Below are 25328 nucleotides of genomic sequence, written 5' to 3' on the forward strand. Positions count from 1 at the left end.
GATGGCCCTTTTCACGTTCAGGCTACCCGACATTGGCGAAGGCATTTCCGAGGCGGAAATTGTCGGCTGGCATGTGAAGGTCGGCGACCGGGTGGAGGAAGACCAGCCTATCGCCGACATGATGACCGACAAGGCGACGGTGGAGATGGAGAGCCCGGTCGCGGGGGTGGTAACGCGGTTGGCCGGGGAGGCGGGTGAGCAGGTCGCGATTGGGGCAATGTTGGTGGAGATTGAGGTTGAGGGTGAAGGGGAGGTCGCTTTTGAAGAGGAGGCTCCCATGCCTTCGGTGGAGGAGATTGACGCGGAGACGGCGGGAGGACGTGAGGTAGCGGGATCGTCGGTGAATGAGATTGTTTCTTCGGTTGATCGGGATCAAGCGGCTTCATTAGAAGAGGAGCCTGAAAAGCCCTCTCCCCTTCAGGGGAGAGGGTTGGGAGAGGGGGAGCTAGGGGAGACGTCTGCTCTACAGCCCCTCTCCCCGACCCTCTCCCCTGAAGGGGAGAGGGAGCAGGGCGGCGCTCATCGTCCAGTGATCTCTGAAGGGGGGAAGGTGCTAGCCTCGCCAGCGGTCCGCGCCCGAGCCAAGGACCTCGGCATCGACCTAGCTCAAGTAAAAGCCAGCGGCGATCATATCCGCCATTCGGACCTCGACGCTTTCCTGCTTTACGGCGCGGGGCAGGGCTATCGGCCGCCTAAGCAGCGCGCGCGGCGGGAGGATGAGGTGGTGAAGGTCATCGGCCTGCGCCGTCGCATAGCGGAGAATATGGCGGCGTCGAAACGGCATATCCCGCATTTTTCCTATGTCGAGGAAATTGACGTCACCGAGCTGGAGCGGATGCGCGCGCAGTTGAATGACGAGCGTGGCGATCGGCCCAAGCTGACGATGTTGCCGCTGTTGATCGTGGCGATTTGCCGGGCGCTGCCGGACTTTCCGATGCTGAACGCCCGCTATGATGACGAAGCGGGCGTGGTGACGCGTTTTGGCGCGGTGCATATGGGGATCGCGACGCAGACGGACGCGGGGTTGATGGTGCCGGTGATCCGGGACGCGCAGGATCGGAATATCTGGCAGTTGGCGGGCGAGATCAGGCGCCTTGCAGAGGCCGCGCGGTCGGGGAAGGCGAAGGCAGAGGAGCTTTCGGGGTCGACTTTGACGCTGACGTCGCTGGGCGCGCTGGGCGGGGTGGCGACCACGCCGGTTATCAATCGGCCGGAGGTGGCGATTATCGGGCCTAATCGGGTGATCCAGCGGCCGGTGTTTCGTGGGCGGGATGTTGTGGCGGCGAAGCTGATGAACCTGTCGATCAGTTGCGACCATCGGGTGGTGGATGGATGGGATGCGGCGAATTTCGTGCAGGCGGTGAAGCGGTTGCTGGAGACGCCGGTGCTATTGTTTGCGGAGTGAATTGCGATCCTGTTCAACTCCCGTCATGCCAGCGAAGGCTGGCATTTCATGAGCGACGCGCGACTTGGCCTGAGATCCCAGCTTCCGCTGGGATGACGGTCATTTTCGCTCGATGATCAAATTGGTTACCGCATTGTCGCCCGGTAGCTCAGACGTGCCGTCTCGCCTGGCGACAGGCGCGTGGGGCTGGTCCAGCGTATATGGGTGATGTCGGCGGGAACGGCCCTGCGGACGCCGCCTAGCGAGGTCGGCAGCCAAAGCTCGTCCAGACGGCCCCAGCGTTGGCCGCCGTCCACCGATACTTGCATCGACGGATCGGGCGCGGTGAGGAGGGTGCCTCGGGGCACGGCGTTGGTGAGGGCGATGCCCTGCACCGGCTGGCTGCCTTCGTTGCGCCAGTTGATGACGAAGAGGAGCTGGGCGCCCGGTGCTGCGCGGCTGGCGCTGGCCAATGTCCGGCGAGCTCGGCCGTTGATGTCGGTATGGACGCGCTCCACGAACATTTGCGTTTCCATGCGCAGGTTCGTACGGGCTAGCGAGGGTGCCGACAGCATTGCCCATCCCGCCATGCCCAGCAGCGCCAGTTTACGCATCATCCGTTCAAAGCCCCGCTCCCCGTTTCGCTATTGCTTAGGGCAGGGGAGCAAAAATTTGGTTAATGGGCCTTAGTCAGGTCCGGGCCGATGAATGAAATTGACGGGCTGTTGCTGCCCGTACACATTGTCGACATGCGGGCAGGATCGATCATTCAGTGACACCTCATGAACAGCTGGAAATCAACCGGCGGCGGGATCGGCTGCTGGCGTCCATCGCGCTGACGACCGGCGTTGGGCTGCTCCTTGCCTTGCCGTTCGCCTTGCGCGAGGGCGCGGAGTTTTTTCTGCCGCTGACGGCGGCGGTGGTGATTGCCATTGCCTTGGTGCCGTTCCTGGAGTGGATGGAGCGGCGGGGTGTGCCTTCAGCCGTGGCGGCGCTGGCGGCGGTGATCGCGTTTCTGGTGGTGGCGAACACCGCGCTGGTGCTGATCGTGGTGCCGGCGACCGACTGGTTCAGGCTGCTGCCGCAGCGTTTGCCCAAGATTCAGGACAATCTGGCGCCGCTGATCGACTTTTATTCCCAGTTGCAGCATTTCGTGGACGAGACGGTGCAGATGCTGGCGACGGGGCCTGTTGCTGCGGCACAGACGGCGGCGGTGGATGCGCCGCGATCGCTGTTGCAGTTCGCGGCGACCTCCGCGCCTTCGGCGATCATCCAGATGGTGTTCGCGCTGCTCATCATCTACTTTTTCCTCGCCGGTTGGACCCGGCTGCGGCGGCGGACGATCAACAGCCGGGGCAGCTTCGACGGCGCCATGGCGGTGGCGCGGGTGATCCAGAACGTAGTCGATGCGACGTCCGCCTATGTGCTGACGATCGCGACGATCAACCTGTGCCTGGGGCTGGCGGTTGCGTTTGCGCTGTGGCTGATCGGCATGCCGTCGCCGCTGATGTGGGGCGGGATCGTCGCGCTGCTGAACTTCGTGCCCTATTTTGGGCCGATGTTGGCTGCGGCTTTGCTGGCGCTGGGCGGCCTCATGGTGTTTGACGATGTATGGCGGGCGCTGGCGCCTGCGGTGACGCAGATCGGCTTTCACTTGGTGGAGGCGAATGTGATCACGCCGATGGTGCTGGGGCGGCGGTTGACGATGAACCCGCTGCTGATTCTGGTGTCGCTGACTTTCTGGGGATGGGTGTGGGGGACGCCGGGCGCGCTGCTGGGCGTGCCGTTGCTGATCATCATCCAGACAGTCGTTGCGGCGGCTGGAACCCCGGATATCGCGGGTTTCCTGTTTGAGCGGGGGACGCTGACGGTCGCGCTGCGCGAAGAAAATGACGAGAAAGAAGAAAGTGGCGAAAGAGCCGGTTGACAGGTCCGGCGGTCCCGCATAGATGCCCGCCCACACCGAACGCGGGTGTAGCTCAGTTGGTTAGAGCGCCGGCCTGTCACGCCGGAGGTCGCGGGTTCGAGCCCCGTCACTCGCGCCACTCTTTTTTGAGGGTGGATGGTCCTTAAGGGCCAAAATTCCTGAAAATTCTGACGTTCGTCATGCCAGCGTAAGCTGGCATCTCAAGTCTTTACGTGCGGCCTAGCCTCCCGAGATCCCAGCTTGCGCTGGGATGACGGAGACTACCGGGTCAGCCGCGCCGCCAGCGGCCTGTCTCCATCCAGGCGAGCAGGCGCTTTAGCGGCAGAACCCAGATCCAGATGATGCCGAGGAAGACATAGACCGGCACCTGCACGATCATCGGCAGGCTGCCGATGAGCCCCGACAGGCTGCCGACCAGGATCGCCCAAAGCGTGATGAGCCCGACGATGGCGAGCATGCCGACGGGCTTGCGCCAGCTGGGTTCGTAGGGGGCGGGCTGGCGGTTCACGCTTCGGGTCCTTCGATCAGTTCGACTTCGGTAAGGATGATGTGGAGCGGCAGGTCCCATGGGTCGGCGGGCAGGGCGTCCTGTTCCTGCACCGACCAGGCGAGCCCGATCCGCAGCGCATCGGGATGGCGGGCAAAGGCGCGGTCATAATAGCCGCCGCCCTGGCCCAGCCGGTTCATTGCGCGGTCGAAGCCAAGCAGCGGGGCGATGATGACGTCCGGCGCGACGGGCGGGCCGCTGGGTTCGGGATGGTGCGTGCCGTAGAGGCCGGGGTGAAGCTGATCCTCCGGCGTCCAGGCGAGGAATTCCATGCTGCCGAGCCGGTCGATGACGCGAGGCAGGGCGAGGGTCATGCCCATCGCCGCAAGCTGCGGGGCGAGGCGCTGGGCGGGGGCTTCGTCGTCCAGGCCCATGTAGAGCGCGACCGTCTGCGCATTATCCAGCCTGCGGGCGAGCGGCGAGGGGAGCGCCTTGAAGGCGAGCCTGTGCGCCAGCGGATCGAGCGATTGCACGAAGGCGCGGCGATGTGTCCGGGCGAGGGTGCGCAGGGCGGTCTTGTCGAGGTCTTCGCTCATGGGGCCGCGTTTAGACCCGGAGGAGGGGGCTGGAAACCGGTTTCTCGACCCTTCGACAAGCTCAGGACGGGCTTCGCTCGAAACGAACGGAGGTTGGGGAGAGCGAGGAGGGTGACGGGACCGCCTTGGCCGTTTGCTGGAATATCCTCTGACGCCTCAACGTCAGGTGGGGACCATGTAGATCGGGCCTGGACCCGCCCAGGGACAGCCCCCTTGGATGTGATTATCGCCTCAGGGATGTTCGCTAAAGCTCGTACGAGGCAGTACCCGTCGTCCCTTATCTAGGCGTCCGGCTGCGGTGCGGCAAGCCTGTCGCTCAGCTTTTCTATCCGGGCGGCGAGCGCCTCGATCGCGCGGGCAGCCGCGTCATCGTCATCATCGAGGGCGAGGCTCTGCTGACGGCCGATCGCTTCTCGCTTCAGGTCGTTGAGTTCGTCGGCCAGGAAGAGAGCGGCGAACAGTAGCGTCCGCACTTCGGTAAGGCCCGGCGTGTTCTGCTGCGCAAGGCGTGCCTTGCGTTCGATCAGGCTGGCGAGATGGGCAAGATGGGCCTCCTCCCCATCGCGGCATCGGATCGCATAATGACGCCCGGCGATCTGAAGGTTCGTTTCAGCCACGCGAGTCCCCCTTAAGATCTGCGATCAGTTCATCGAGCGAGCGGAGCGCCGCGCGCGCGGCGGCCGGGTCCATGCCGGGGGAGGCGGAAGAGGCCGGACCCGCGACCGCGAGATCCTGCACATCCTGTTCCAGCCGACTTACCGCGCGCTCCAATGCGCCGATAGCCTGCATCATGCGATCGCTTGCCATCACCCACGCATAAACAAAGTTTTCGCCTTGCAAAAGCCGTGATTGGACGGCTTGGCGTCTCCCGAGGTCCTGCCACGGTTGACGCTTTGGGTGCAACGCGACAAAGGGGACCGGATTTCGATTCGTCGGCTCAGCAGGGGGCCGCTTAGTCAAGCCAAGGAAGAAGCCAGCCTAGATGACCGTATCCGAAAAGTCGCTCGCCAGCGCCATCCGGGCGCTTTCCATGGACGCAGTGCAGGCGGCGAACAGCGGCCATCCGGGCATGCCGATGGGCATGGCGGACGTCGCGACGGTATTGTTCAAGGACTATATCAAGTTCGATCCGACCCAGCCCAAATGGGCCGACCGCGACCGTTTCGTGCTATCGGCGGGCCATGGGTCGATGCTGATTTATTCGCTGCTGCACCTCACCGGCTATGCCCGCCCGACGATGGAGGACATCCGCAATTTCCGTCAGCTGGGCAGCCCCTGCGCGGGGCACCCCGAGAATTTCGAGCTGGCGGGCGTCGAGGCGACCACCGGCCCGCTGGGTTCGGGCCTTGCCACTGCCGTCGGCATGGCGATTGCCGAGCGGCACCTGAATGCGCAGTTCGGCGACGATCTGGTCGATCACCGCACCTGGGTGATTGCGGGCGACGGCTGCCTGATGGAGGGCATCAACCATGAGGCGATCGGCCTTGCGGGCCATCTGAACCTTGGCCGCCTGATCGTGCTGTGGGACGATAACAAGATCACCATCGACGGCGCGGTTGACCTGTCGAGCAGCGAGGACGTCCGCGCCCGCTATGCCGCGACCGGATGGCATGTCGTGTCGTGCGACGGCCATGACGTCGCCGATGTGCGCCGCGCGATCGATGAGGCGTTGGCCGATCCGCGCCCGTCGCTGGTCGCCTGCGCCACCAAGATCGGTTACGGCGCGCCCAACAAGGCGGGAACGTCGGGCGTACATGGTTCGGCGCTGGGTGAAGCGGAAGTTGCTGCCGCTCGTGAGTTTTTGGGCTGGACGGCCGAGCCTTTTGTTATCCCCGAGGATATTGCCGCCGAGTGGCGCCGGATCGGTTCGCAGGGCGCGGAAGTGCGCGCAGCCTGGGAAGGTCGTCTGTCCGGGAATAGCCAGAAGGCGGAATTCGAACGCCGGATGGCAGGCGAACTGCCCGCCGACTTCTCGCTCAACAGCTATATCGACACGTTGATCGCCAATCCGCAGAAGGTCGCGACGCGCCGGGCAAGCGAGCTGGCGCTGGGCGCGATCAATGACCTGCTGCCCGAAACGCTGGGTGGTTCGGCGGATTTGACCGGGTCGAACAACACCAAGACCAAGTCGACGGGGCCGCTGACGAAGGACGACTATTCCGGTCGCTATGTCTATTATGGCATTCGCGAATTCGGCATGGCCTGCGCGATGAACGGCATGGCGTTGCATGGCGGCGTTATTCCCTATGGCGGCACTTTCCTTGTTTTCTCCGATTATATGCGTGGCGGCATCCGTCTGGCCGCGCTTCAGGAGCAGCGCGTCATCCATGTGCTGACCCATGACTCGATCGGTTTGGGCGAGGATGGCCCGACCCATCAGCCGATCGAACATGTCATGTCGCTGCGCATGATTCCGAACCTGGACGTTTATCGTCCGGCGGACATTGTTGAGACGGCGGAATGTTGGGAATTGGCGCTGAAGGACCAAAATGGTCCTTCGGTGTTGGCGCTGACCCGCCAGAATCTGCCGCAACTGCGGACGGAAAAGAGCGAAAATCTGTCGGCGAAGGGCGCCTATCGCCTGCGCGCCGCGACGGGCAGCCGCAAGGTGGTGCTGATCGCGACCGGTTCCGAGGTTGAGATCGCCGTTGCGACCGCCGACCTGCTCGAAGCGCAAGGCATCGGCGCGGACGTGGTTTCGATGCCGAGCTGGGCGCATTTCGACGCGCAGCCGCAGGCGTATAAGGATGATCTCCTTCCGCACCATGTGCTGCGTTGCTCGATTGAGGCAGGGACGACCTTCGGCTGGGAACGCTATGTCGGCATCGCGGGCTTACGTTTTGGCATCGACACATTCGGTGCTTCGGCTCCGGCAGAAGCGCTTTACGACCATTTCGGCCTGACGGCCGCCAAGATCGCGCCGCAGGTTGCGGCCGCACTCGATCATTAAGAACAACTACCAATCAGGAGGCTAGTGCAGTGGCAACGAAGGTAGCAATTAACGGTTTCGGACGTATCGGTCGGTTGGTGGCGCGCGCCATTTTGTCGCGCACCGACCATGATCTGGAACTGGTGAGCATCAACGACCTGGGCGATGCCAAGGCGAACGCCCTGCTGTTCAAGCGCGACAGCGTTCATGGCAACTGGGCTGGCGACGTCAGTGTCGATGGCGACGCGCTGATCATCAACGGCAAGCGCATTGCAGTGACCGCCGAGCGCGATCCCGCCAAGCTGCCGCACGCGGCGCAGGGCGTCGAAATCGCTCTGGAATGCACCGGCATCTTCGCGTCCAAGGAAAAGGCGAGCGCCCATCTGACCGCTGGCGCCAAGCGTGTCATCATTTCTGCCCCCGCGACCGGCGTCGACAAGACCATCGTGTTCGGCGTGAACCATGAGACGCTGGGTGCTGACGATATCGTCATTTCGAACGCCAGCTGCACCACCAACTGTTTGGCGCCGCTCGCTAAGGTCCTGCACGATGCGATCGGCATCGAAAAGGGCTTCATGACGACGATCCACAGCTACACCAACGACCAGAACACGCTGGATCAGCTGCACAGCGACATGCGCCGCGCCCGCGCTGCTGCCCTGTCGATGATCCCGACCACCACGGGCGCCGCGCGCGCGGTGGGTGAGGTTCTGCCTGAGCTGAAGGGCAAGCTGGACGGTTCGTCGGTGCGCGTGCCGACCCCGAACGTCTCGGTCGTGGACCTGAAGTTCATCGCCAAGCGCAGCACCACCAAGGATGAAGTGAACGAGCTGCTGAAGGCTGCTTCGCAAGCGGGTCCGCTCAAGGGCGTGCTGGGTTATTCGGACGAGCCTTTGGTATCGATCGATTATAATGGCGATGCGCGCAGCTCGACCGTCGACAGCCTGGAAACCGCCGTCATCGACGGTAATCTGGTTCGCGTGCTCAGCTGGTACGACAATGAATGGGGTTTTTCGAACCGCATGATCGATACGACCGGCGTGGTTGCGGGTCTGCTGTAAGAGAAATGGGGCGGGCCTTAAGAACCCGCCCTTTTTCGTCATCCCAGCGAACGCTGGGATCTCGTTTATCAAGTCCCTGCCTGGAGGCATGAGATCCCAGCGTTCGCTGGGATGACGGGCAGGGTGGCTGGGAGCATATTGGTGGCCAAGCCCTTCAAGACGCTGGACGATATGGGCGACATCCGCGGCAAGACCGTGCTGGTGCGCGAAGATTTGAACGTGCCGATGCAGGATGGATCGGTGAGCGACGACACGCGCTTGCGGGCGGCGATGCCGACGATTTTGGAGCTGGCGGATCGCGGTGCCAAGGTGCTGATTCTGGCGCATTTCGGACGACCCAAGGGGCAGAAGAACCCGGAATATTCGCTGTCGAAGATCACGCGTCCGTTGACCCAGGTGCTGGGGCGTGACGTTCAATTCATTCCCGATTGCTGCGGCGAAGCGGCTGTCGATGGCATCGCGGTGATGCGTCCGGGCGATATTTCCATCCTGGAAAATACCCGCTTCCATCCCGGTGAAGAGAAGAATGATCCGGCGCTGGTTGAGGCGATGGCGGCGATCGGCGATCTTTATGTGAACGACGCTTTCTCCGCCGCGCATCGCGCCCATGCCTCGACCGAGGGGCTGGCGCACAAGCTGCCTGCTTTTGCGGGCCGTTCGATGGAGAAGGAACTCGACGCGTTGCAGGCGGCGCTGGGCGAGCCGGTGAAGCCGGTTGCGGCGGTCGTCGGCGGGGCGAAGGTTTCGACCAAGCTCGATGTGCTGAACAACCTCGTCGCCAAGGTCGATCATCTGATCATCGGTGGTGGCATGGCCAACACCTTCCTTCACGCGCGCGGCGTCGATGTCGGCAAGTCGCTGTGCGAGAAGGATCTGGCGGAGACGGCCGAGGCGATCTTTGACAAGGCGGAGGCTGCGGGTTGCACCATTCACCTGCCCTATGATGTGGTGGTGGCGAAGGAATTTGCCGCCAATCCGCCGTCGGTGCGGACATGCAATGTGCATGAAGTTGCTGCTGACGAGATGATCCTGGACGTGGGGCCTGCTGCTGTCGAGGCGCTGGGCGATGCGCTCAAGAACTGCCGGACTTTGGTGTGGAACGGGCCGCTCGGCGCGTTCGAGATCGCGCCGTTCGACAAGGCGACCGTGGCGCTTGCGAAGACGGCGGCGGCGCTGACCAAGGAAGGGCAGCTGACGTCCGTGGCGGGCGGCGGCGATACCGTGGCGGCACTCAACCATGCGGGCGTGGCGGGCGACTTTACGTTCGTGTCCACGGCAGGCGGCGCTTTCCTCGAATGGATGGAAGGCAAGGACCTGCCGGGCGTCAGCGCATTGATGGTGTGAACTTCGAAGGTCGCTGTCCGAAAGGATGGCGGCCTTTTCCTTTTTCCGATGCCGCCGATGGGGCGGTGCAACCCTTGACGAGAAAGTATGTGCAGATGCTGGATCAGGACATGATGAACAAGATTGCGGGCGGCAACGGCTTTATCGCCGCGCTCGACCAGAGCGGTGGATCGACGCCCAAGGCGCTCAAGGGCTATGGCATCGAAGAGGGTGCTTGGAGCAATGATGAGGAGATGTTCGGCCTCATCCACGACATGCGCAGCCGCATCATCACCTCGCCCGCCTTTTCGGGTGAAAAGGTGATCGGTGCGATCCTGTTCGAACGGACGATGGACGGCGAGGCGGGCGGCAAGTCCGTGCCGCAGGCGCTGATCGAGCGTGGCGTCGTGCCTTTCATCAAGATCGACAAGGGTCTGGAAGACGAGGCGAACGGCGTTCAGATGATGAAGCCGATGCCGGAACTGGACGTGCTGCTGAAGCGTGCAAAGTCGCTGGGCGTGTTCGGGACCAAGGAGCGTTCGGTTATCAATCTTGCCAACCGTGAGGGCATCGCCGCGATCGTCAAGCAGCAGTTCGAGGTTGGCGCGCAGGTTCTCGCCGCCGGCCTGATGCCGATGCTGGAGCCCGAGATCAACATCAAGAGCCCCGAACGCGCTGACGCTGACCAGATCCTGCTGGACGAGCTGCTCAAGGGCCTGGACGCGCTGCCCGAAGGGCAGAAGGTGATGCTGAAGCTTTCGCTGCCCGCCAAGGCTGGCCTCTTCGATCCGCTGGTCGATCATCCTAAGGTGCTGCGCGTCGTCGCGCTGTCGGGCGGTTTCTCGCGCGCCGAGGCTTGCGTCGAACTGGCGAAGAATCGCGGCATCATCGCCAGCTTCAGCCGCGCGCTGCTGAACGACCTGCGCCACCAGATGAGCGAGGATGAGTTCAACGCTTCGCTGGGTCAGGCGATCGACGAAATCTACACCGCCTCGACCAAGAAGGCGGCGTGATGTGAGATGAGGGCTGCTGGCGATATGCGCCGGGCAGCCCTCATTCGCCTGACGGGCTAAGGCTTCTTCATCCGACCATGTACTTGAGCGCCAAGGCGTCGTGGATGGCGTCGGCATTGATGTCATTGTTGAAATAGGCCCAGACGGCGCGGCCCTGGCGAGCCTGATCGGTCATCCATCCAGCCCATTCGCGCAGATTATCTTCCGCATAGCGGCCCCAATATTTGCCTTGGCAGCCATGGAAGCGGACATAGGCGGCGCGGCCCGTCACCATCCGGGGGCTGGATGATCCGGCCATGTCATGGACGCACAAGCTTGCGCCATGTCGGTCTAGCAGGTCGTAGGTCGCGTCTTCATACCAGCTGCGGTGGCGGAACTCGAAGACGGGGACGATGTCGGCGGGTTGCAGCTTAAGGAAGCTTTCGAGCCGGTCGAGGTTGAAGGTGAGGCTGGGCGGCAATTGATAGAGGATGGGACCTAGCGTTGGGCCGAAATGGCGGAAGGACGCCATCATCCGCTCCATCGGCTCTTCACAGTTGGTGAGCTTCAGAGCCTGGGTGAGATAACGGTTCGCCTTGACCGCATAGCAGAACCCGGGCGGGGCCTGGTCGCGCCAGCCATCGACCGTCTCCGGCTTGGGGAGGCGGTAGAAGCTGTTGTTGATCTCCACCGAGTCGAAATGGTCGGCGTAAAAGGCGAACCAGCGCTTCATCGCCAGTTTTTCCGGATAGAAGGAGCCGCGCCAGTGGAGGTAGTTCCATCCTGAGCAGCCGATCCTGATCATGACAGGACAAGCCGCCGGGCCTGGACACAGTTCCATTCTTTTCCTTGGATGCCGAAACGCGCTAAGGGCTGCGCATGACCGACTTTACTGACGAAGAGCTGGCGCTCGATCCGCATTTTGCCGACCAGTTCGATAAGAGCTTCCGCCCGGCCTGCCAGCTTTACCTCATATCGCCGCCCGCGATCGACGAGGGTTTCGTGGCGCAGCTGGCCGAGGCTTTGGATGGCGGCAAGGTTGCGGCGTTTCAGTTGCGGCTGAAGGGCATGGACGAAGAGGCGATCGCTCGCGCGGCCGAGCCGTTGCAAAAGCTATGCGCGGAACGGGAGGTCGCCTTCATTGTCAACGACAGCATAGCGCTGGCCAAGCGGCTGGGCGCGGATGGCGTGCATTTGGGGCAGGGGGACGGCGACCCGCGAGAGGCGCGCAAGATATTGGGGCCAAAGGTGCAGATCGGCGTGACCTGCCATGACAGCCGCCACCTTGCGATGGAAGCGGGCGAGGCCGGGGCGGACTATGTCGCGTTCGGCGCCTTCTATCCCACGACGACCAAGGAAACGCATCATCGGCCGGAGCCGTCGATCCTTGGCTGGTGGACGACCCTGTTCGAGCTGCCCTGCGTGGCGATCGGGGGGATTACGGCGGATAATGCCGCGCCGCTGGTCGAGGCGGGCGCGGACTTTCTGGCGGTGAGCAGCGCGGTGTGGGCGCATCCGGATGGGCCGCGCGCGGGTGTTGCGGCATTTTCGGCTGTTCTGCCCGGGGCCTTGAAGGGATCGCCCGAGGGGCATTGATCGAGGGAGGCAGCTTTCCTGGCATTTGCGCGTTTCTCTCCCCAAACATAGGGAGAGTATCGCCTTGAAGACATATCTGCTCGCGCTCACGCTGCTCTGCACGGCTTGCAAGGTTGCCGTCACCGACGCCAATGAAAGCGGGACAGCAGCTCCCGGAGATCAGAAGGAGGGAGCGCAGGGTGCGGCGGTTAAGCCGGTTGGCGATCCTTATGCCTTTTCCATAGTCCCCGAGCCGGGCGGTGCGCCTGCTCGCGCGGATTTGATCTTGCAGGCACAGGTGGCGCTTGATCGGGCGGGTTTTTCTCCCGGCGTGCTGGATGGGAAGGAGGGGATGTCCTTCACCGCCGCACTAAAGGGTTTTCAGGAGGCGAAGGGCTTACCGGAAACCGGCAAATATGATGAAGCGACTGCGAAGGCGTTGCTGGGGGACAAGCCGCCGGCCGCTACTTGGCTGGTGACGATCCCTGAGGGCTTTGCGCGTGGTCCGTTCACCGCGATTCCCAAGGAATATGCCGATCAGGCGAAGCTGCCTGCGCTGGGCTATCGCAATTTGATCGAGAAGCTGGCCGAGCGGTTCCATACAAAGCCCGAAGTGCTGGTGGCGTTGAATGCGCCCAACACGAAGCTGGGGCCGGGGGCTACGGTGCGGGTGCCAGCCGTGGGCAATCAGCCGGTCGCGCAGATCGAGGGCGATGAACGCGGCTGGGGCAATACGCTCGCCAGCCTGGCGGTGGCGAAGGATCAGCCGCAGGCCGATTATATCGTGGTCGACAAGTCCGACGGCGTGCTGCGCGTTTTTGACAAGGCCAACAAGCTGATCGCGCAATTCCCGGCGACCATGGGATCGGAACATGATCCCTTGCCGCTCGGCACTTGGGAGATCAAGGGGATCAGCCGGAATCCCGATTTTCATTATAATCCTGACCTGTTCTGGGATGCCGATGCGAAGGACGAGAAGGCGGTGTTGAAGCCGGGGCCGAATGGTCCGGTGGGCGTTGTTTGGATTGATCTGTCCAAGCAGCATTATGGCATTCACGGCACCCCCGAACCGCAGACCATCGGGCGTACTGAAAGCCATGGCTGCATTCGCCTGACCAACTGGGATGCGGCGCGGCTGGCGCAGATGGTGAAGAGCGGGGTGAAGGCGGTATTTCAGGCATGAGGAGGCCGGGGCGGCGAGGATGGGTGGGCATCATAGTTGCCGTCCTGCTGCTGCTCCTGTTTCTGAAGATGTGCGTGCGGATTGTTCCGGGTGGCCCGGAAAGGACGGCTTCGCCGCCTCAGCATCCGGCAGCGGCAGAGGCTGGGCCACTGTCGATCCCGGTTGAGGGTGTGCCGCCGACGGCGTTAACCGACACTTTCACGCAGGCGAGGGCAGGCGGCGCGCGGCCGCATGATGCGATCGACATTATGGCGGCGCGGGGCCGGGCCGTGCTCGCGGCTGCGGATGGGCGTATCGAGAAGCTGTTCACAAGTGAGGATGGTGGGCTGACCATTTATCAGCGGTCGGGCGACGGACGCCGCATCTATTATTATGCGCATCTGGATGCCTATGCCCCCGGACTGGCGGAGGGGCAGATGGTGAAGCGGGGGCAGAAGATCGCCATGGTCGGCAGTAGCGGCAATGCCGATCCGTCAGCGCCGCACCTGCATTTTGCCGTGAATGAGATCAGGCCGGGCGAGCCATGGCACAGGGGCCGGGCGATCAATCCCTACCCCTTGCTGGCGCGGCCGATCCGATGAGCCTACTTGCCCTTCGCGGCGGCACGATGTAGAGGCGCGCCCAGCCTTTTAAACAGGTCGGCTCTTTCACCTTCAGACATATAGGCAGGCTCTTCCCATGAAGATCAGCGGCGTCGAGATTCGTCCCGGCAACAATATCGAATATGACGGAAGCCTGTGGCGTGCCGTCAAGATCCAGCACACGCAGCCCGGCAAGGGTGGCGCCTATATGCAGGTGGAACTCAAAAACCTGATCGACGGGCGCAAGAATAACGTGCGCTTCCGCTCCGCCGAGACGGTGGAGCGCATCCGGCTCGACACCAAGGATTTCCAGTATCTTTATGCCGAGGGCGACATGCTCGTCTTCATGGATACGGAAACCTATGAGCAGATCAACCTGCCGCAGGATCTGGTGGGCGAGGCTTCGGCTTTCCTGCAGGATGGCATGATGGTCATGTTGGAAATGTATGAAGAACGGCCGATTTCCGTGCAGCTGCCCGAAACGGTCGAAGCGACCGTGGTGGAGGCCGACGCCGTGGTGAAGGGGCAGACGGCTTCGGCGAGCTACAAGCCTGCGATCCTCGACAATGGCGTGCGCGTCATGGTGCCGCCGCATATCGTCACCGGCACGCGCATCATCGTTGATGTGTATGAGCGGGAATATGTGAAGCGGGCGGATTGAACTGCTAATTATTCCCTCTCTCCTTCAGGGGAGAGGGTGCCGAGCGCAGCGAAGGCGGGAGAGGGGCCGCAGCTGAGCATATGTTGTTCCCCTCTCCCCGACCCTCTCCCCTGAAGGGGAGAGGGGGAGTATTGTTTATGGTATCCCATTCCGGCCTTCTCACCGTCATGGAACGTGCCGCGCGCAAGGCTGGCGCGAAGCTGCGTCGTGACTTTGGCGAAGTCGAGCATCTGCAAGTGTCGCGCAAGGGACCGGCGGACTTTGTGTCCAAGGCCGATCAGCAAGCCGAGCGCACTTTGGTCGAAGAGCTGCAAAAAGCACGGCCGGACTGGGGCTTTCTGCTGGAAGAAGGCGGGGTGATCGAGGGTGATCCCAACAAGCCGCGATGGATCATCGATCCGCTCGACGGCACCAGCAACTTCCTCCACGGCATCCCGCACTTCGCGATCTCCATCGCTGTCGAAGAGCCGCTTTATGGCGGCAACAAGCGGGAAGTGACGACCGGCCTTATCTACCAGCCGGTGACTGACGAAAGCTATTGGGCGGAAAAGAGCCGGGGCGCGTGGCGGCATGACCAGCGTTTGCGGGTGTCGGCACGCCGCGACCTGGGCGACTGCCTGATCGCGACCGGCATTCCTTTCATGGGCCATGGCGACATGGCGCAGTGGACTCGCATCTTCGGCGCGGTCGCGCCTTCCGTCGCGGGAATTCGTCGCTTCGGTGCGGCTTCGCTTGATTTGGCGCATGTGGCGTCCGGCCGTTATGATGGCTTCTGGGAAAGCGGCCTTCAACCCTGGGACGTCGCGGCTGGATTGCTGCTGGTGCGTGAGGCGGGCGGGTTCGCCACCGATTTCAGGGGCGGCGATCAGCCGATCGAGCGCCGCGAAGTGATCGCGGGCAATGATGCCATCCACAGCAAATTGCACAAGCTTGTGGCTGGTGCGCTACGCTGAGGCAGTCATTTGTTTCTGCGTACAAGAAGCAGACTGTTGCGAATCATTCTCACGCCTCGGGGCCTTGCTTCGCTTATGCGGCAGGCCTAAAGCGCGCCCATAGTCATTTTCGCCCAGGGGATTCCGTTGGTCGATCTAGCCCAATATCTGCCGATCCTTATCTTTCTCGGGATCGCATTGCTGCTTTCCGGGGCATTCGTGTTCCTGCCGATGCTTGTCGGCCGCCTGACCGGCGCGCATCAGCCTGACCCGGCGAAGCTGTCGGAATATGAGTGCGGTTTTCCAGCGTTCGAAGAACCGCGCAGTCAGTTCGACGTGCGCTTTTACCTGGTCGCGATCCTCTTCATCATCTTCGATCTGGAAGCCGCCTTCCTCTATCCCTGGGCGGTCAGCCTGGATCAGATCGGATGGGCCGGATGGGCGACGATGATGATCTTTATAGCGGAGCTGGTGCTGGGCCTCGTTTATGCGTGGAAGAAGGGAGCCCTAGATTGGGAGTAGAACTGACCAGTCCCGCGCCCGGCACGATGCCGCCCGCGGGGACGCAGCCCGACCAGAATTTCTTCAACGCGCTGAACAGTGAAGTCAGTGACAAGGGGTTCCTCGTCACATCGACGGAGGATCTGTTCCAGTGGGCTCGTACGGGTTCGCTGTGGTGGATGACCTTTGGCCTTGCCTGCTGCGCGGTGGAGATGATCCACGTCAACATGCCGCGTTACGATATGGAGCGGTTCGGCGCCGCGCCGCGCGCATCGCCGCGCCAGTCGGACGTGATGATCGTTGCGGGAACGCTGTGCAACAAGATGGCTCCGGCGTTGCGTAAGGTTTACGACCAGATGTCCAATCCGAAATATGTGATTTCGATGGGCAGCTGCGCGAACGGCGGCGGCTATTATCACTATAGCTATTCGGTGGTGCGTGGCTGTGACCGGATCGTGCCGGTCGACATCTATGTGCCGGGCTGCCCGCCGACTGCCGAAGCGCTGCTTTATGGCGTGATGCAGTTGCAACGGAAGATCCGCCGGATCGGGACGATTGAGCGCTGATATGGGTCATTCTGCACCGAAGATCGTGAACCCGGACGGGATCGCGGAGAAGATCGCCGGGCTGCTGGGTCCGATGCTGATCGAAGCGGTCGATCATGCCGATGAGCTGAGCTTCACCGTCGTGCGCGATCGGCTGGCCGAGGCGCTGGATGCGTTGCGCGTACAGGGCGAATATCAGCAGCTGATGGAGATCGCGGGCGTCGATTATCCGGAGCGGGCCGAGCGCTTCGAAGTCTGCTATCATCTGCTGTCCGTCACGCAGAACCATCGCATCCGCGTCAAGGTATCGACCGACGAGGATAAGCCGGTTCCCACCGTCACGCACATCTGGCCTGTCGCAGGCTGGCTGGAGCGTGAGGTGTTCGACATGTATGGCGTGATCTTCGAGGGTAATGCCGACCTGCGTCGCATCCTGACGGATTACGGCTTCAAGGGGCATCCGCTGCGCAAGGACTTCCCGCTGACCGGCTATGTCGAGATGTGGTATTCCGAGGAAGACAAGCGCGTCGTCTACAAGCCGGTTCAGCTGGCTCAGGATTTCCGTCAGTTCGATTTCATGAGCCCATGGGAAGGCGCGCAATATGTGCTGCCGGGCGATGAGAAGGCGCCGCAGGCTCCGGGTGCGCCCACGCCTGCCACCGCTCCGCCGCCGCCCGCCTCAGCGCCCAAGGGCGCCCCTGCTGGCGAGACGCCCAAGGTGACGGAAAAGAAGGAACATACCGGCGCGGGCGAAGCTGCGAACAAGGAAGCCGCCAAGGCGACCAATGAGAAGCCGCTTGCCGAAGACGCGCAAACGACGCCGGTGCGCCGGTCCCGTGCCGCGACGGCCGAAACCGGCGAAGCGGACACCGCCAAGCCGAAGCGCATGCGCAAGCCGAAAACTCCCGCCAAGGATGAGGGGGGTGACGCCTGATGTCCACCTATCTCGAAGAACTCGACCATAAGACCAGTGCGGACGATCCGACGCTGGGCGACACGGAAATCCAGAATTACACGATCAATTTCGGTCCCCAGCATCCGGCGGCGCACGGCGTGCTTCGCCTGGTCATGGAACTGGACGGCGAGATCGTGGAACGCTGCGACCCGCATGTCGGTTTGCTGCATCGCGGCACCGAGAAGCTGATCGAATATAAGACCTATCTTCAGGCGCTGCCCTATTTCGACCGGCTCGACTATTGCTCGCCGATGGGGATGGAGCACAGCTATGTGCTTGCGGTCGAGAAGCTGCTGAATCTGGAAGTGCCGCTGCGCGCGCAATATCTGCGCGTGTTCTTCGCGGAACTGACGCGCATCAAGAACCACATGTTGAACCTGGGTTCGCACGTCATGGACGTTGGCGCGATGACGCCCAACCTGTGGCTGTTCGAGCTGCGCGAAGATTGCATGAATTTCTATGAGCGGGCGTCGGGCGCGCGCATGCATGCGGCCTATTTCCGGCCGGGCGGGGTCCATCAGGATGTGCCGCTGAAGCTGCTGACCGATATTGCCGACTGGCTCGACACGCGCTTGCCGCGCCTGTTCGAGGACGCGATTTCGCTGGTCGCGGACAACCGCATCTTCAAACAGCGTAACGTCGATATTGCCGTTGTGAGCAAGGAAGACGCGTTGAAATGGGGCTTTTCCGGCCCGATGCTGCGCGGTTCGGGCATCGCCTGGGACATCCGCAAGTCGCAGCCTTATGATGTCTATGACCGCATGGACTTCGACATTCCGGTCGGCACCAATTTCGACTGCTACGATCGTTTCATGGTCCGCGTCGAGGAAGTGCGCCAGTCCGCGCGCATCATGAAGCAGTGCCTGAGCGAGATGCCCGAAGGTCCGGTGCTCTCGCTTGATCGCAAGGTCGCGCCGCCGCGCCGGGGCGAGATGAAGCGCTCGATGGAAGCGCTGATCCACCACTTCAAGCTCTATACCGAGGGCTTCCACGTTCCGGCTGGCGAGGTCTATGTGGCGACGGAAAGCCCCAAAGGTGAGTTTGGCGTCTATCTGGTGAGCGATGGGACGAACTCGCCCTATCGCTGCAAGATCCGCCCGACGGCTTTCTCGCACCTGCAGGCGATGGATTTCATGATGAAGGGCCACATGCTGGCCGACACCACCGCCGTCCTTGGCGCGATGGACATCGTGTTCGGAGAATGTGACCGCTAATGGCTGACGCAGTTCATATCCCTGACGAAGCGGAAACGCGCGCGCGCTGGGGCGCTTTCGCGTGGACGCCGGAAAATGCCGAACAGGCGAAGAAGGTCATCGCGCGCTATCCTGCCGGTCGTCAGCAGTCGGCGGTGATGCCGCTGCTTGACCTTGCCCAGCGGCAGGTTGGGGCGGAGACGCAGACCAATGGCTGGCTGCCGGTGCCGGTGATGGAATATATCGCCGATCAGCTCGAAATGCCGTACATGCGGGTTTACGAGGTTGCGACCTTCTACACCATGTACAATCTGGCTCCGGTCGGCCGCTATCATGTACAGGTTTGCGGCACAACGCCCTGCATGTTGCGCGGTTCCGACGATGTGTTTTCGGCCTGCAAGAACAAGGGTCTGGTGAAGGGCGGCACGACGCCGGACGGCTTGTTCACCTTGAGCGAGGTCGAGTGTCTGGGCGCCTGTGCCAACGCGCCGATGGTGCAGATCAACGACGATAATTTCGAAGACCTGACCTATGACAGCATGAGCGCGATCCTCGACGATCTCGCTGCTGGCAAAAGCCCCAAGATCGGGCCGCAGATTGAGCGTCAAACGAGCTGCCCCGAAGGCGGGCCGACGACGCTCAAGGAGATGGTGGGCGAAAATCACGATTATCGCGGCCATTGGAATGTGGGAGCGCAGGCATGAGCGACGTCATCGCACCCCTTGCCGACAAGGACCGCATCTTCACCAACGTCTATGGCTTCCAGGATTGGGGCATCGACGCGGCGATGAAGCGTGGCGATTGGGATAATACCAAGGCGCTGCTGGAAATCGGCCAGGACGAGATCATTGAACTCATCAAGGCTTCGGGCCTACGCGGACGTGGTGGCGCTGGCTTCCCGACCGGCATGAAGTGGAGCTTCATGCCCAAGGAAAGCAAGGATGGCCGTCCGAGCTTTCTGGTCATCAATGCAGACGAGTCCGAACCGGGCTCGTGCAAGGATCGCGAGATTATCCGCCATGATCCGCACAAGCTGATCGAAGGTGCGCTGATCGCCGGTTTCGCGATGCGCGCGCGTGCCGCCTACATCTATATTCGCGGCGAGTTCATCTATGAGGCGAAGGTCCTCTTCGCCGCCGTTGAGCAGGCCTATGAGAAGGGCTTCCTTGGCAAGAACGCATGCGGTTCCGGTTATGATTTCGACGTCTTCGTCCATCGTGGTGCGGGCGCCTACATCTGTGGCGAGGAAACGGCGCAGATAGAGAGCCTGGAAGGCAAGAAGGGCCAACCGCGCCTGAAGCCACCTTTCCCGGCTGGCGCTGGCCTTTATGGCTGCCCGACGACGGTGAACAATGTGGAATCGATCGCGGTTTCGCCGACGATCCTGCGCCGTGGGTCCGAATGGTTTTCCAGCTTTGGCCGCGAAGGGAACAAGGGCACCAAGCTGTTCCAGATCAGCGGCCATGTGAACAAGCCCTGCGTCGTCGAAGAGTCGATGGGGATCAGCTTCAAGGAGCTGATCGACCGGCATTGCGGCGGCATTCGCGGCGGTTGGGATAATCTGCTCGCGGTCATCCCCGGTGGATCGTCGGTGCCGCTGGTGCCCGCCGCGCAGATCATGGATGCGCCGATGGACTTTGATGGTTTGAAGGCGCTCGGGTCGGGTCTCGGGACCGCCGCCGTGATCGTGATGGACAAGTCGACTGATATCGTTCGCGCGATCAGCCGTCTTTCCTACTTCTACAAGCATGAAAGCTGCGGCCAGTGCACGCCTTGCCGTGAAGGCACGGGCTGGATGTGGCGCGTCATGGAGCGGTTGCGTTCGGGCGAGGCTGATATCGGCGAGATCGATATGCTGCAGCAGGTCACCAAGCAGGTCGAAGGCCACACCATCTGCGCGCTCGGTGACGCGGCGGCTTGGCCGATCCAGGGCTTGATCCGGCACTTCCGGCCCGAGATCGAGCGGCGGATCAATGAGAATAAGGGTAGCGCCCCCGTCATGGAGGCAGCGGAGTAATCATGCCCAAGGTCAAAGTAGACGGCGTAGAACTCGAAGTTCCGGCGGGCGCGACTGTCCTTCAGGCGTGCGAGATGGCGGGGAAGGAAATCCCGCGTTTCTGCTATCATGAGCGTCTGTCCATTGCGGGCAATTGCCGCATGTGTCTGGTCGAAGTGAAGCCTGGGCCGCCCAAGCCGCAGGCCAGCTGTGCGCTGCCGGCTGCGGACAATCAGGAAATCTTCACCCAGACCGAGATGGTGAAGAAGGCGCGGGAAGGGGTGATGGAGTTTCTGCTCATCAACCACCCGCTCGATTGCCCGATCTGCGACCAGGGCGGTGAATGCGATCTTCAGGACCAGTCGGTCGCCTATGGTCGTGGCGGCAGCCGCTTTGAGGAAAACAAGCGCGCCGTTACCGAAAAATATATGGGTCCGATCGTCAAGACGGTCATGACCCGTTGCATCCAGTGCACCCGCTGCGTGCGCTTTGCCGAGGAAGTCGCGGGCGTGCCGGAAATCGGCGCCATTTATCGCGGCGAGAATATGCAGATCACCACCTATCTCGAACATGCCGCAAAAAGCGAGCTGTCGGGCAATGTGGTCGATCTGTGCCCGGTGGGCGCGCTGACGTCCAAGCCCTATGCCTTTGAGGCGCGGCCTTGGGAACTGCGCAAGACGCCGGCGATCGACGTCATGGATGCGGTGGGCACCAACATCCGCCTCGACAGCCGCGGCCGCCAGGTGCTGCGCGCCGTACCGCGCATCAACGACGACGTGAACGAGGAGTGGGCAAGCGACAAGACTCGGCACAATGTCGATGGTCTGGTGCGCAAGCGGCTCGACAAGCCTTATGTCCGCAAGGATGGCAAGTTGGTTCCGGCGACTTGGAATGAGGCTTTTGCAGCGATCGCGGCGGTGAAGCATGGCGGCAGCGTCGCGGCGCTGGCGGGCGATTTGCTCGATTGCGAGACCATGTTTGCGGCCAAGTTGCTCGTCGAGAAGCTGGGCGGTTCGATGCTGGAAGGGCGTCAGACGGGTCTTGCCTATGATGTATCGAGCCTGTCGGCGGTGAACTTCAACACGACGCTGAACGGTATCGAGACGGCGGACGTGATCCTGCTGGTCGGCACCAATTTGCGCTGGGAAGCGCCGCTGGTGAACACCCGCATTCGCAAGGCGATCAAGAGGGGTGCGAAGGTGTTTGCGCTCGGCCCGCAGGTGGATCTTACCTATAAGGTCGAGTGGCTGGGCAATGACGCGTCGTTGCTGGCAAAGCTGCCTGAAGCGGTGGTGGAGGCGTTCGGCAAGGCGGCGCGTCCGGCGATGATCGTGGGCGGCGGCGTGCTGGCGAAGGATGGTGCGCATGGTGACACGCTGGCGCTGGTTGAAACGCTGGGCCTGATCAAGGAAGGTTGGAACGGCTATAACGTCCTGCACTTCGCGGCGGCGCGCATGGGCGGGCTGATGCTTGGCTATGCTACCCAGGGCGGGGTCAAGGCTGTGGCGGCGGCCAAGCCGAAGCTGCTCTTTTCGCTGGGCGCGGACGAGGTCGATTATTCGGCCTTTGACGACAGCTTCAAGGTCTATGTCGGCCACCATGGCGACAAGGGTGCGCATGCGGCGGACGTGATCCTGCCGGGGGCGAGCTATGCCGAGAAGGCGGGTACCTACGTCAATCTGGAAGGTCGGGTGCAGCGCGGCGAAAAGGCCGTGTTCGCGCCGGGTGATGCCCGTGAGGACTGGTCGATCCTGCGCGCGCTGTCGGAAGTGCTGGGCGCGACGCTGCCATTTGACAGCTTCGACGCGTTGCGGGCGGAAATGGCCAAGGCGGTTCCGGCGCTGGGCGTCGAGGGCCTCGCCGATTATGGCTGGTCGGTGCCGTCGTTGCCGACCGGAGCCAGCGGCGAGTTTGGCTCGCCGATCAAGGATTTCTACCTGACCAACGCCATCTGCCGCGCCAGCCCGACGATGCAGCAATGCTCGGCCGAACTGATCCATGGGACGAGCTTCGCGGAGGCCGCAGAGTGACTGCTTTCTTCCAAAATCTGGGCATGCCCTTCAACGGCGCGTGGCTGCTGTCCACGGTCATCGGCATTCTGGTGATTGCCCTGCCGCTGATGCTGGCGGTGGCGATGATCATCTATGCCGATCGCAAGATCTGGGCGGCAATGGCGCTGCGCCGTGGCCCGAACGTTGTAGGTCCTTTCGGCTTGCTTCAGTCCTTTGCGGACGGGGCAAAGGTGTTCCTGCAGGAAACCATCATTCCTTCGGCTGCCAACCGTGCGCTGTTCCTGATCGCGCCGATCATTACGTTCACGGTTGCCTTGATTGCCTGGGCGGTGATCCCGTTCCAGGCGGGCGTGGTGCTGGCCAACATCAATGTCGGCCTACTCTATATTCTCGCGATCAGTTCGCTGGGCGTCTATGGCATCGTGCTCGCGGGTTGGGCGTCCAACTCCAAATATCCCTTCTACTCCGCGATCCGCGCGAGCGCGCAGATGATCAGCTATGAAGTGTCGATCGGCTTCATCCTGGTTTGCGTGGTGCTGTGGGCGGGCAGCTTCAACCTGACCACGATCGTGGAAAGCCAGCGCGGCTATTATGGTTTCATCAACGGCCATGCGTTCAATCCGCTGCTGTTCCCGATGGCGATCATGTTCCTGATATCGGCGATGGCGGAAACGGGCCGTGCCCCGTTCGACCTGACCGAAGCCGAAAGCGAGCTGGTCGCGGGCTATCAGACCGAATATTCCTCCATGTCGTTCGCGCTCTATTGGCTCGGCGAATATGCGAACGTGCTGCTGATGTGCGCGCTGAACGCAATCCTGTTCTGGGGTGGTTATCTGCCGCCGATCGACTGGGCGCCGCTTTACTATGTGCCCGGGATCATCTGGCTGTTTGCCAAGATCCTGTTCTTCTTCTTCGTCTTTTCCTGGGTAAAGGCGACGGTGCCCCGTTATCGCTATGATCAGCTGATGCGGTTGGGCTGGAAGGTATTCCTGCCAACCTCGCTCTTCTTCGTCTTCCTGGTATCAGGCTTCCTGATGTTTACGCGCTACGGAGGCGCACAATGAGCCTCGGCTATTATGTCAAATCCTTCACGCTCTGGGAGTTTGTGAAGGCGCACGCCTTGACCTTAAAATATTTCTTCAAGCCCAAGGCTACGATCAACTACCCCTATGAGAAGAACCCGATTTCGCCGCGGTTCCGGGGGGAGCATGCGCTGCGCCGTTATCCTAATGGCGAAGAGCGCTGCATCGCGTGCAAGCTGTGCGAGGCGGTGTGCCCGGCGCAGGCGATCACAATCGAGGCGCAGCCACGTGACGATGGCAGCCGCCGTACGACGCGCTACGACATTGACATGACGAAGTGCATCTATTGCGGCTTCTGTCAGGAAGCCTGCCCGGTGGATGCCATCGTAGAAGGTCCGAACTTCGAGTTTTCAACGGAAACTCGCGAGGAACTCATCTACGACAAGGCGAAGCTTCTTGAAAATGGCGACAAATGGGAACGCGCACTCGCCGCGAACCTTGCCGCCGATGCACCCTATCGTTAAGCCGCGACCCGATCGAAGAGGATATATGATCCTGTGATTCACGTGCTTGCCTTTTACCTGTTCGCCACTTTGGTGGTGTGCAGCGGCGCGCTGACGATCCTGTCGCGCAATCCGGTTCATTCGGTGCTGTGGCTGATCCTCGCGTTCTTCAACGCGGCGGGCCTGATGGTGCTGCTGGGTGCCGAGTTCATCGCGATGCTGCTCATCATCGTTTACGTGGGCGCGGTTGCCGTGCTGTTCCTGTTCGTCGTCATGATGCTCGACATCGACTTCGCGGAATTGCGGGCCGGGTTCGTCGACTATCTGCCTTTCGGCATGCTGGTCGCGCTGGTGCTGCTGGCCGAGATTGTGTTGGGTATTGGCATCTGGAGCGCGGGGCCGATTGAGCTTGCCCAGCGCGCCGCACCGGTGAACCCGGAGCTGTCGAATATCCAGGCGATCGGGACGCTGCTCTACACGCGCTATATCTTCCTGTTCGAAGCGGCAGGCATTGTCCTGCTGGTGGCGATGATCGGCGCGATCGTGCTGACCCACCGTGCGCGCGGCGGCGTAAAGGGCCAGAATATTGCCCGTCAGAACCGCCGCCGTCCGCAGGATGCCGTGCGCAACGTCAATCAGCCCGTGGGGCAGGGGGTGGAGCTGTGATCGGCCTTCAGCATTATATGGTGGTCAGCGCGATCCTGTTCGTGATGGGGGTGCTTGGCATCTTCATCAACCGCAAGAATGTCATCATCATCCTGATGGCGATCGAGCTGATCCTGCTGAGCGTGAACATCAACCTCGTCGCCTTCAGCGCCTTCCTGGGCGATCTGGTGGGGCAGGTGTTCAGCATGTTCGTGCTGACTGTCGCGGCGGGTGAGGCGGCCATCGGCCTTGCCATCCTCGTCATCTATTTCCGTGGTCGCGGCACCATTGCCGTTGATGATGTCAACCGGATGAAGGGCTAAAG

General features: G+C 62.1%; 28 protein-coding genes, 1 tRNA gene and 1 other RNA gene. 23 read left to right on the forward strand and 7 right to left on the reverse strand.

Annotated features, from left to right (window positions below):
* Position 1 precedes the first annotated feature (1 nt).
* The gene (locus IZV00_RS03040; protein ID WP_196225716.1) at positions 2 to 1405 is read left to right on the forward strand and encodes a dihydrolipoamide acetyltransferase family protein; all 1404 of its coding nucleotides are present in this window, start codon (positions 2 to 4) and stop codon (positions 1403 to 1405) included.
* Positions 1406 to 1530: 125 nt separating this feature from the next.
* Here IZV00_RS03040 and IZV00_RS03045 read toward each other — a convergent pair whose 3' ends face one another.
* A complete protein-coding gene (locus tag IZV00_RS03045) occupies positions 1531 to 2001 on the reverse strand; it encodes a DUF11 domain-containing protein (protein WP_196225717.1) in 471 nt (156 codons plus the stop codon).
* A 155-nt stretch (positions 2002 to 2156) separates the two neighbouring features.
* Here IZV00_RS03045 and IZV00_RS03050 point away from each other — a divergent pair, with 155 nt between their 5' ends.
* The gene (locus IZV00_RS03050) at positions 2157 to 3311 is read left to right on the forward strand and encodes an AI-2E family transporter (protein WP_196225718.1); all 1155 of its coding nucleotides are present in this window, start codon (positions 2157 to 2159) and stop codon (positions 3309 to 3311) included.
* Positions 3312 to 3352: 41 nt separating this feature from the next.
* A tRNA-Asp gene (locus IZV00_RS03055) sits at positions 3353 to 3429 on the forward strand.
* Positions 3430 to 3579: 150 nt separating this feature from the next.
* On the opposite strand, the gene IZV00_RS21325 is transcribed toward IZV00_RS03055, so the two are convergent.
* The 5 genes from IZV00_RS21325 to IZV00_RS03075 form a co-directional block, all read right to left on the reverse strand.
* Positions 3580 to 3819, reverse strand: a complete 240-nt coding sequence (locus tag IZV00_RS21325) for a DUF2842 domain-containing protein (protein ID WP_443020058.1) — start codon at positions 3817 to 3819, stop codon at positions 3580 to 3582.
* Positions 3816 to 4394, reverse strand: a complete 579-nt coding sequence (locus IZV00_RS03065; protein ID WP_196225720.1) for a 5-formyltetrahydrofolate cyclo-ligase — start codon at positions 4392 to 4394, stop codon at positions 3816 to 3818. The genes IZV00_RS21325 and IZV00_RS03065 overlap by 4 nt, the downstream gene beginning before the upstream one ends.
* Before the next feature lie 113 nt (positions 4395 to 4507).
* A non-coding RNA gene (ssrS, locus tag IZV00_RS21470) (6S RNA) lies at positions 4508 to 4664 on the reverse strand.
* Positions 4665 to 4675: 11 nt separating this feature from the next.
* Complete coding sequence (locus tag IZV00_RS03070) at positions 4676 to 5011, reverse strand: cell division protein ZapA (RefSeq protein WP_196225721.1); 336 nt, start codon at positions 5009 to 5011, stop codon at positions 4676 to 4678.
* The gene (locus tag IZV00_RS03075) at positions 5004 to 5201 is read right to left on the reverse strand and encodes a hypothetical protein (protein ID WP_230463287.1); all 198 of its coding nucleotides are present in this window, start codon (positions 5199 to 5201) and stop codon (positions 5004 to 5006) included. Before IZV00_RS03075 ends, IZV00_RS03070 begins: the two co-directional genes overlap by 8 nt.
* Before the next feature lie 175 nt (positions 5202 to 5376).
* Here IZV00_RS03075 and tkt point away from each other — a divergent pair, with 175 nt between their 5' ends.
* The 4 genes from tkt to IZV00_RS03095 all read left to right on the forward strand — a co-directional run bounded on the left by tkt (position 5377) and on the right by IZV00_RS03095 (position 10720).
* On the forward strand, positions 5377 to 7344 hold the full coding sequence (tkt, locus tag IZV00_RS03080; RefSeq protein ID WP_196225722.1) for a transketolase: 1968 nt from the start codon (positions 5377 to 5379) through the stop codon (positions 7342 to 7344).
* A gap of 29 nt (positions 7345 to 7373) precedes the next feature.
* Positions 7374 to 8384 (forward strand): type I glyceraldehyde-3-phosphate dehydrogenase, encoded by a 1011-nt coding sequence (gene gap / locus IZV00_RS03085; RefSeq protein ID WP_196225723.1) that lies wholly within the window; start codon positions 7374 to 7376, stop codon positions 8382 to 8384.
* A gap of 111 nt (positions 8385 to 8495) precedes the next feature.
* Positions 8496 to 9728: a phosphoglycerate kinase gene (locus IZV00_RS03090; protein WP_196225724.1), complete on the forward strand. Its 1233-nt coding sequence runs from the start codon at positions 8496 to 8498 to the stop codon at positions 9726 to 9728.
* 95 nt (positions 9729 to 9823) lie between these two features.
* Entirely contained in the window at positions 9824 to 10720 is an 897-nt protein-coding gene (locus IZV00_RS03095) for a fructose bisphosphate aldolase (protein WP_196226483.1), read from the forward strand.
* A gap of 67 nt (positions 10721 to 10787) precedes the next feature.
* Here IZV00_RS03095 and IZV00_RS03100 read toward each other — a convergent pair whose 3' ends face one another.
* Positions 10788 to 11504: a DUF72 domain-containing protein gene (locus tag IZV00_RS03100; protein ID WP_196225725.1), complete on the reverse strand. Its 717-nt coding sequence runs from the start codon at positions 11502 to 11504 to the stop codon at positions 10788 to 10790.
* 74 nt (positions 11505 to 11578) lie between these two features.
* Here IZV00_RS03100 and thiE point away from each other — a divergent pair, with 74 nt between their 5' ends.
* The 16 genes from thiE to nuoK all read left to right on the forward strand — a co-directional run bounded on the left by thiE (position 11579) and on the right by nuoK (position 25326).
* Positions 11579 to 12295 carry a thiamine phosphate synthase gene (thiE, locus tag IZV00_RS03105; protein ID WP_196225726.1) on the forward strand — a complete coding sequence of 239 codons (717 nt, stop codon included), beginning with the start codon at positions 11579 to 11581 and terminating at the stop codon, positions 12293 to 12295.
* A gap of 64 nt (positions 12296 to 12359) precedes the next feature.
* A complete protein-coding gene (locus IZV00_RS03110) occupies positions 12360 to 13457 on the forward strand; it encodes a L,D-transpeptidase family protein (RefSeq protein ID WP_196225727.1) in 1098 nt (365 codons plus the stop codon).
* Positions 13454 to 14038: a M23 family metallopeptidase gene (locus IZV00_RS03115; RefSeq protein ID WP_196225728.1), complete on the forward strand. Its 585-nt coding sequence runs from the start codon at positions 13454 to 13456 to the stop codon at positions 14036 to 14038. The genes IZV00_RS03110 and IZV00_RS03115 overlap by 4 nt, the downstream gene beginning before the upstream one ends.
* A 97-nt stretch (positions 14039 to 14135) precedes the next feature.
* A complete protein-coding gene (efp, locus tag IZV00_RS03120; protein ID WP_196225729.1) occupies positions 14136 to 14699 on the forward strand; it encodes an elongation factor P in 564 nt (187 codons plus the stop codon).
* 137 nt (positions 14700 to 14836) lie between these two features.
* Positions 14837 to 15652, forward strand: coding sequence for an inositol monophosphatase family protein (locus IZV00_RS03125; protein ID WP_196225730.1), 816 nt, complete (start codon positions 14837 to 14839; stop codon positions 15650 to 15652).
* Positions 15653 to 15778: 126 nt separating this feature from the next.
* Entirely contained in the window at positions 15779 to 16153 is a 375-nt protein-coding gene (locus IZV00_RS03130) for an NADH-quinone oxidoreductase subunit A (protein ID WP_097091191.1), read from the forward strand.
* Entirely contained in the window at positions 16144 to 16698 is a 555-nt protein-coding gene (locus IZV00_RS03135; protein ID WP_443020059.1) for a NuoB/complex I 20 kDa subunit family protein, read from the forward strand. The genes IZV00_RS03130 and IZV00_RS03135 overlap by 10 nt, the downstream gene beginning before the upstream one ends.
* Before the next feature lies 1 nt (position 16699).
* Positions 16700 to 17611: an NADH-quinone oxidoreductase subunit C gene (locus IZV00_RS03140; RefSeq protein ID WP_196225731.1), complete on the forward strand. Its 912-nt coding sequence runs from the start codon at positions 16700 to 16702 to the stop codon at positions 17609 to 17611.
* A complete protein-coding gene (locus IZV00_RS03145; protein WP_196225732.1) occupies positions 17611 to 18846 on the forward strand; it encodes an NADH-quinone oxidoreductase subunit D in 1236 nt (411 codons plus the stop codon). Before IZV00_RS03140 ends, IZV00_RS03145 begins: the two co-directional genes overlap by 1 nt.
* Positions 18846 to 19529 carry an NADH-quinone oxidoreductase subunit NuoE gene (gene nuoE, locus IZV00_RS03150; protein ID WP_196225733.1) on the forward strand — a complete coding sequence of 228 codons (684 nt, stop codon included), beginning with the start codon at positions 18846 to 18848 and terminating at the stop codon, positions 19527 to 19529. The genes IZV00_RS03145 and nuoE overlap by 1 nt, the downstream gene beginning before the upstream one ends.
* On the forward strand, positions 19526 to 20842 hold the full coding sequence (gene nuoF / locus IZV00_RS03155) for an NADH-quinone oxidoreductase subunit NuoF (RefSeq protein ID WP_196225734.1): 1317 nt from the start codon (positions 19526 to 19528) through the stop codon (positions 20840 to 20842). Before nuoE ends, nuoF begins: the two co-directional genes overlap by 4 nt.
* Before the next feature lie 2 nt (positions 20843 to 20844).
* Positions 20845 to 22851, forward strand: coding sequence for an NADH-quinone oxidoreductase subunit NuoG (gene nuoG, locus IZV00_RS03160; RefSeq protein ID WP_196225735.1), 2007 nt, complete (start codon positions 20845 to 20847; stop codon positions 22849 to 22851).
* On the forward strand, positions 22848 to 23897 hold the full coding sequence (gene nuoH, locus IZV00_RS03165; RefSeq protein WP_196225736.1) for an NADH-quinone oxidoreductase subunit NuoH: 1050 nt from the start codon (positions 22848 to 22850) through the stop codon (positions 23895 to 23897). Before nuoG ends, nuoH begins: the two co-directional genes overlap by 4 nt.
* The gene (gene nuoI, locus IZV00_RS03170; protein ID WP_097091199.1) at positions 23894 to 24379 is read left to right on the forward strand and encodes an NADH-quinone oxidoreductase subunit NuoI; all 486 of its coding nucleotides are present in this window, start codon (positions 23894 to 23896) and stop codon (positions 24377 to 24379) included. The genes nuoH and nuoI overlap by 4 nt, the downstream gene beginning before the upstream one ends.
* A gap of 33 nt (positions 24380 to 24412) precedes the next feature.
* Positions 24413 to 25024: an NADH-quinone oxidoreductase subunit J gene (locus tag IZV00_RS03175; protein WP_196225737.1), complete on the forward strand. Its 612-nt coding sequence runs from the start codon at positions 24413 to 24415 to the stop codon at positions 25022 to 25024.
* The gene (gene nuoK / locus IZV00_RS03180; RefSeq protein ID WP_004211745.1) at positions 25021 to 25326 is read left to right on the forward strand and encodes an NADH-quinone oxidoreductase subunit NuoK; all 306 of its coding nucleotides are present in this window, start codon (positions 25021 to 25023) and stop codon (positions 25324 to 25326) included. Before IZV00_RS03175 ends, nuoK begins: the two co-directional genes overlap by 4 nt.
* Positions 25327 to 25328 lie beyond the last annotated feature (2 nt).

This window comes from Sphingobium sp. Cam5-1, from assembly GCF_015693305.1.
Lineage (GTDB): Bacteria > Pseudomonadota > Alphaproteobacteria > Sphingomonadales > Sphingomonadaceae > Sphingobium.

Bases quoted from the DNA above. Each gene is read 5' to 3' on its own strand.
- nuoF (WP_196225734.1), top strand. From the start codon at position 19,526: ATGAGCGACGTCATCGCACCCCTTGCCGACAAGGACCGCATCTTCACC.
- IZV00_RS03115 (WP_196225728.1), top strand. From the start codon at position 13,454: ATGAGGAGGCCGGGGCGGCGAGGATGGGTGGGCATCATAGTTGCCGTC.
- tkt (WP_196225722.1), top strand. From the start codon at position 5,377: ATGACCGTATCCGAAAAGTCGCTCGCCAGCGCCATCCGGGCGCTTTCC.
- nuoE (WP_196225733.1), top strand. From the start codon at position 18,846: ATGGCTGACGCAGTTCATATCCCTGACGAAGCGGAAACGCGCGCGCGC.
- IZV00_RS03125 (WP_196225730.1), top strand. From the start codon at position 14,837: ATGGTATCCCATTCCGGCCTTCTCACCGTCATGGAACGTGCCGCGCGC.
- thiE (WP_196225726.1), top strand. From the start codon at position 11,579: ATGACCGACTTTACTGACGAAGAGCTGGCGCTCGATCCGCATTTTGCC.
- IZV00_RS03145 (WP_196225732.1), top strand. From the start codon at position 17,611: ATGTCCACCTATCTCGAAGAACTCGACCATAAGACCAGTGCGGACGAT.
- IZV00_RS03045 (WP_196225717.1), bottom strand. From the start codon at position 2,001: ATGATGCGTAAACTGGCGCTGCTGGGCATGGCGGGATGGGCAATGCTG.
- IZV00_RS03075 (WP_230463287.1), bottom strand. From the start codon at position 5,201: ATGGCAAGCGATCGCATGATGCAGGCTATCGGCGCATTGGAGCGCGCG.
- IZV00_RS03065 (WP_196225720.1), bottom strand. From the start codon at position 4,394: ATGAGCGAAGACCTCGACAAGACCGCCCTGCGCACCCTCGCCCGGACA.
- IZV00_RS03095 (WP_196226483.1), top strand. From the start codon at position 9,824: ATGCTGGATCAGGACATGATGAACAAGATTGCGGGCGGCAACGGCTTT.
- IZV00_RS03090 (WP_196225724.1), top strand. From the start codon at position 8,496: ATGACGGGCAGGGTGGCTGGGAGCATATTGGTGGCCAAGCCCTTCAAG.
- nuoI (WP_097091199.1), top strand. From the start codon at position 23,894: ATGAGCCTCGGCTATTATGTCAAATCCTTCACGCTCTGGGAGTTTGTG.
- nuoG (WP_196225735.1), top strand. From the start codon at position 20,845: ATGCCCAAGGTCAAAGTAGACGGCGTAGAACTCGAAGTTCCGGCGGGC.
- efp (WP_196225729.1), top strand. From the start codon at position 14,136: ATGAAGATCAGCGGCGTCGAGATTCGTCCCGGCAACAATATCGAATAT.
- IZV00_RS03140 (WP_196225731.1), top strand. From the start codon at position 16,700: ATGGGTCATTCTGCACCGAAGATCGTGAACCCGGACGGGATCGCGGAG.
- IZV00_RS03040 (WP_196225716.1), top strand. From the start codon at position 2: ATGGCCCTTTTCACGTTCAGGCTACCCGACATTGGCGAAGGCATTTCC.
- IZV00_RS03100 (WP_196225725.1), bottom strand. From the start codon at position 11,504: ATGATCAGGATCGGCTGCTCAGGATGGAACTACCTCCACTGGCGCGGC.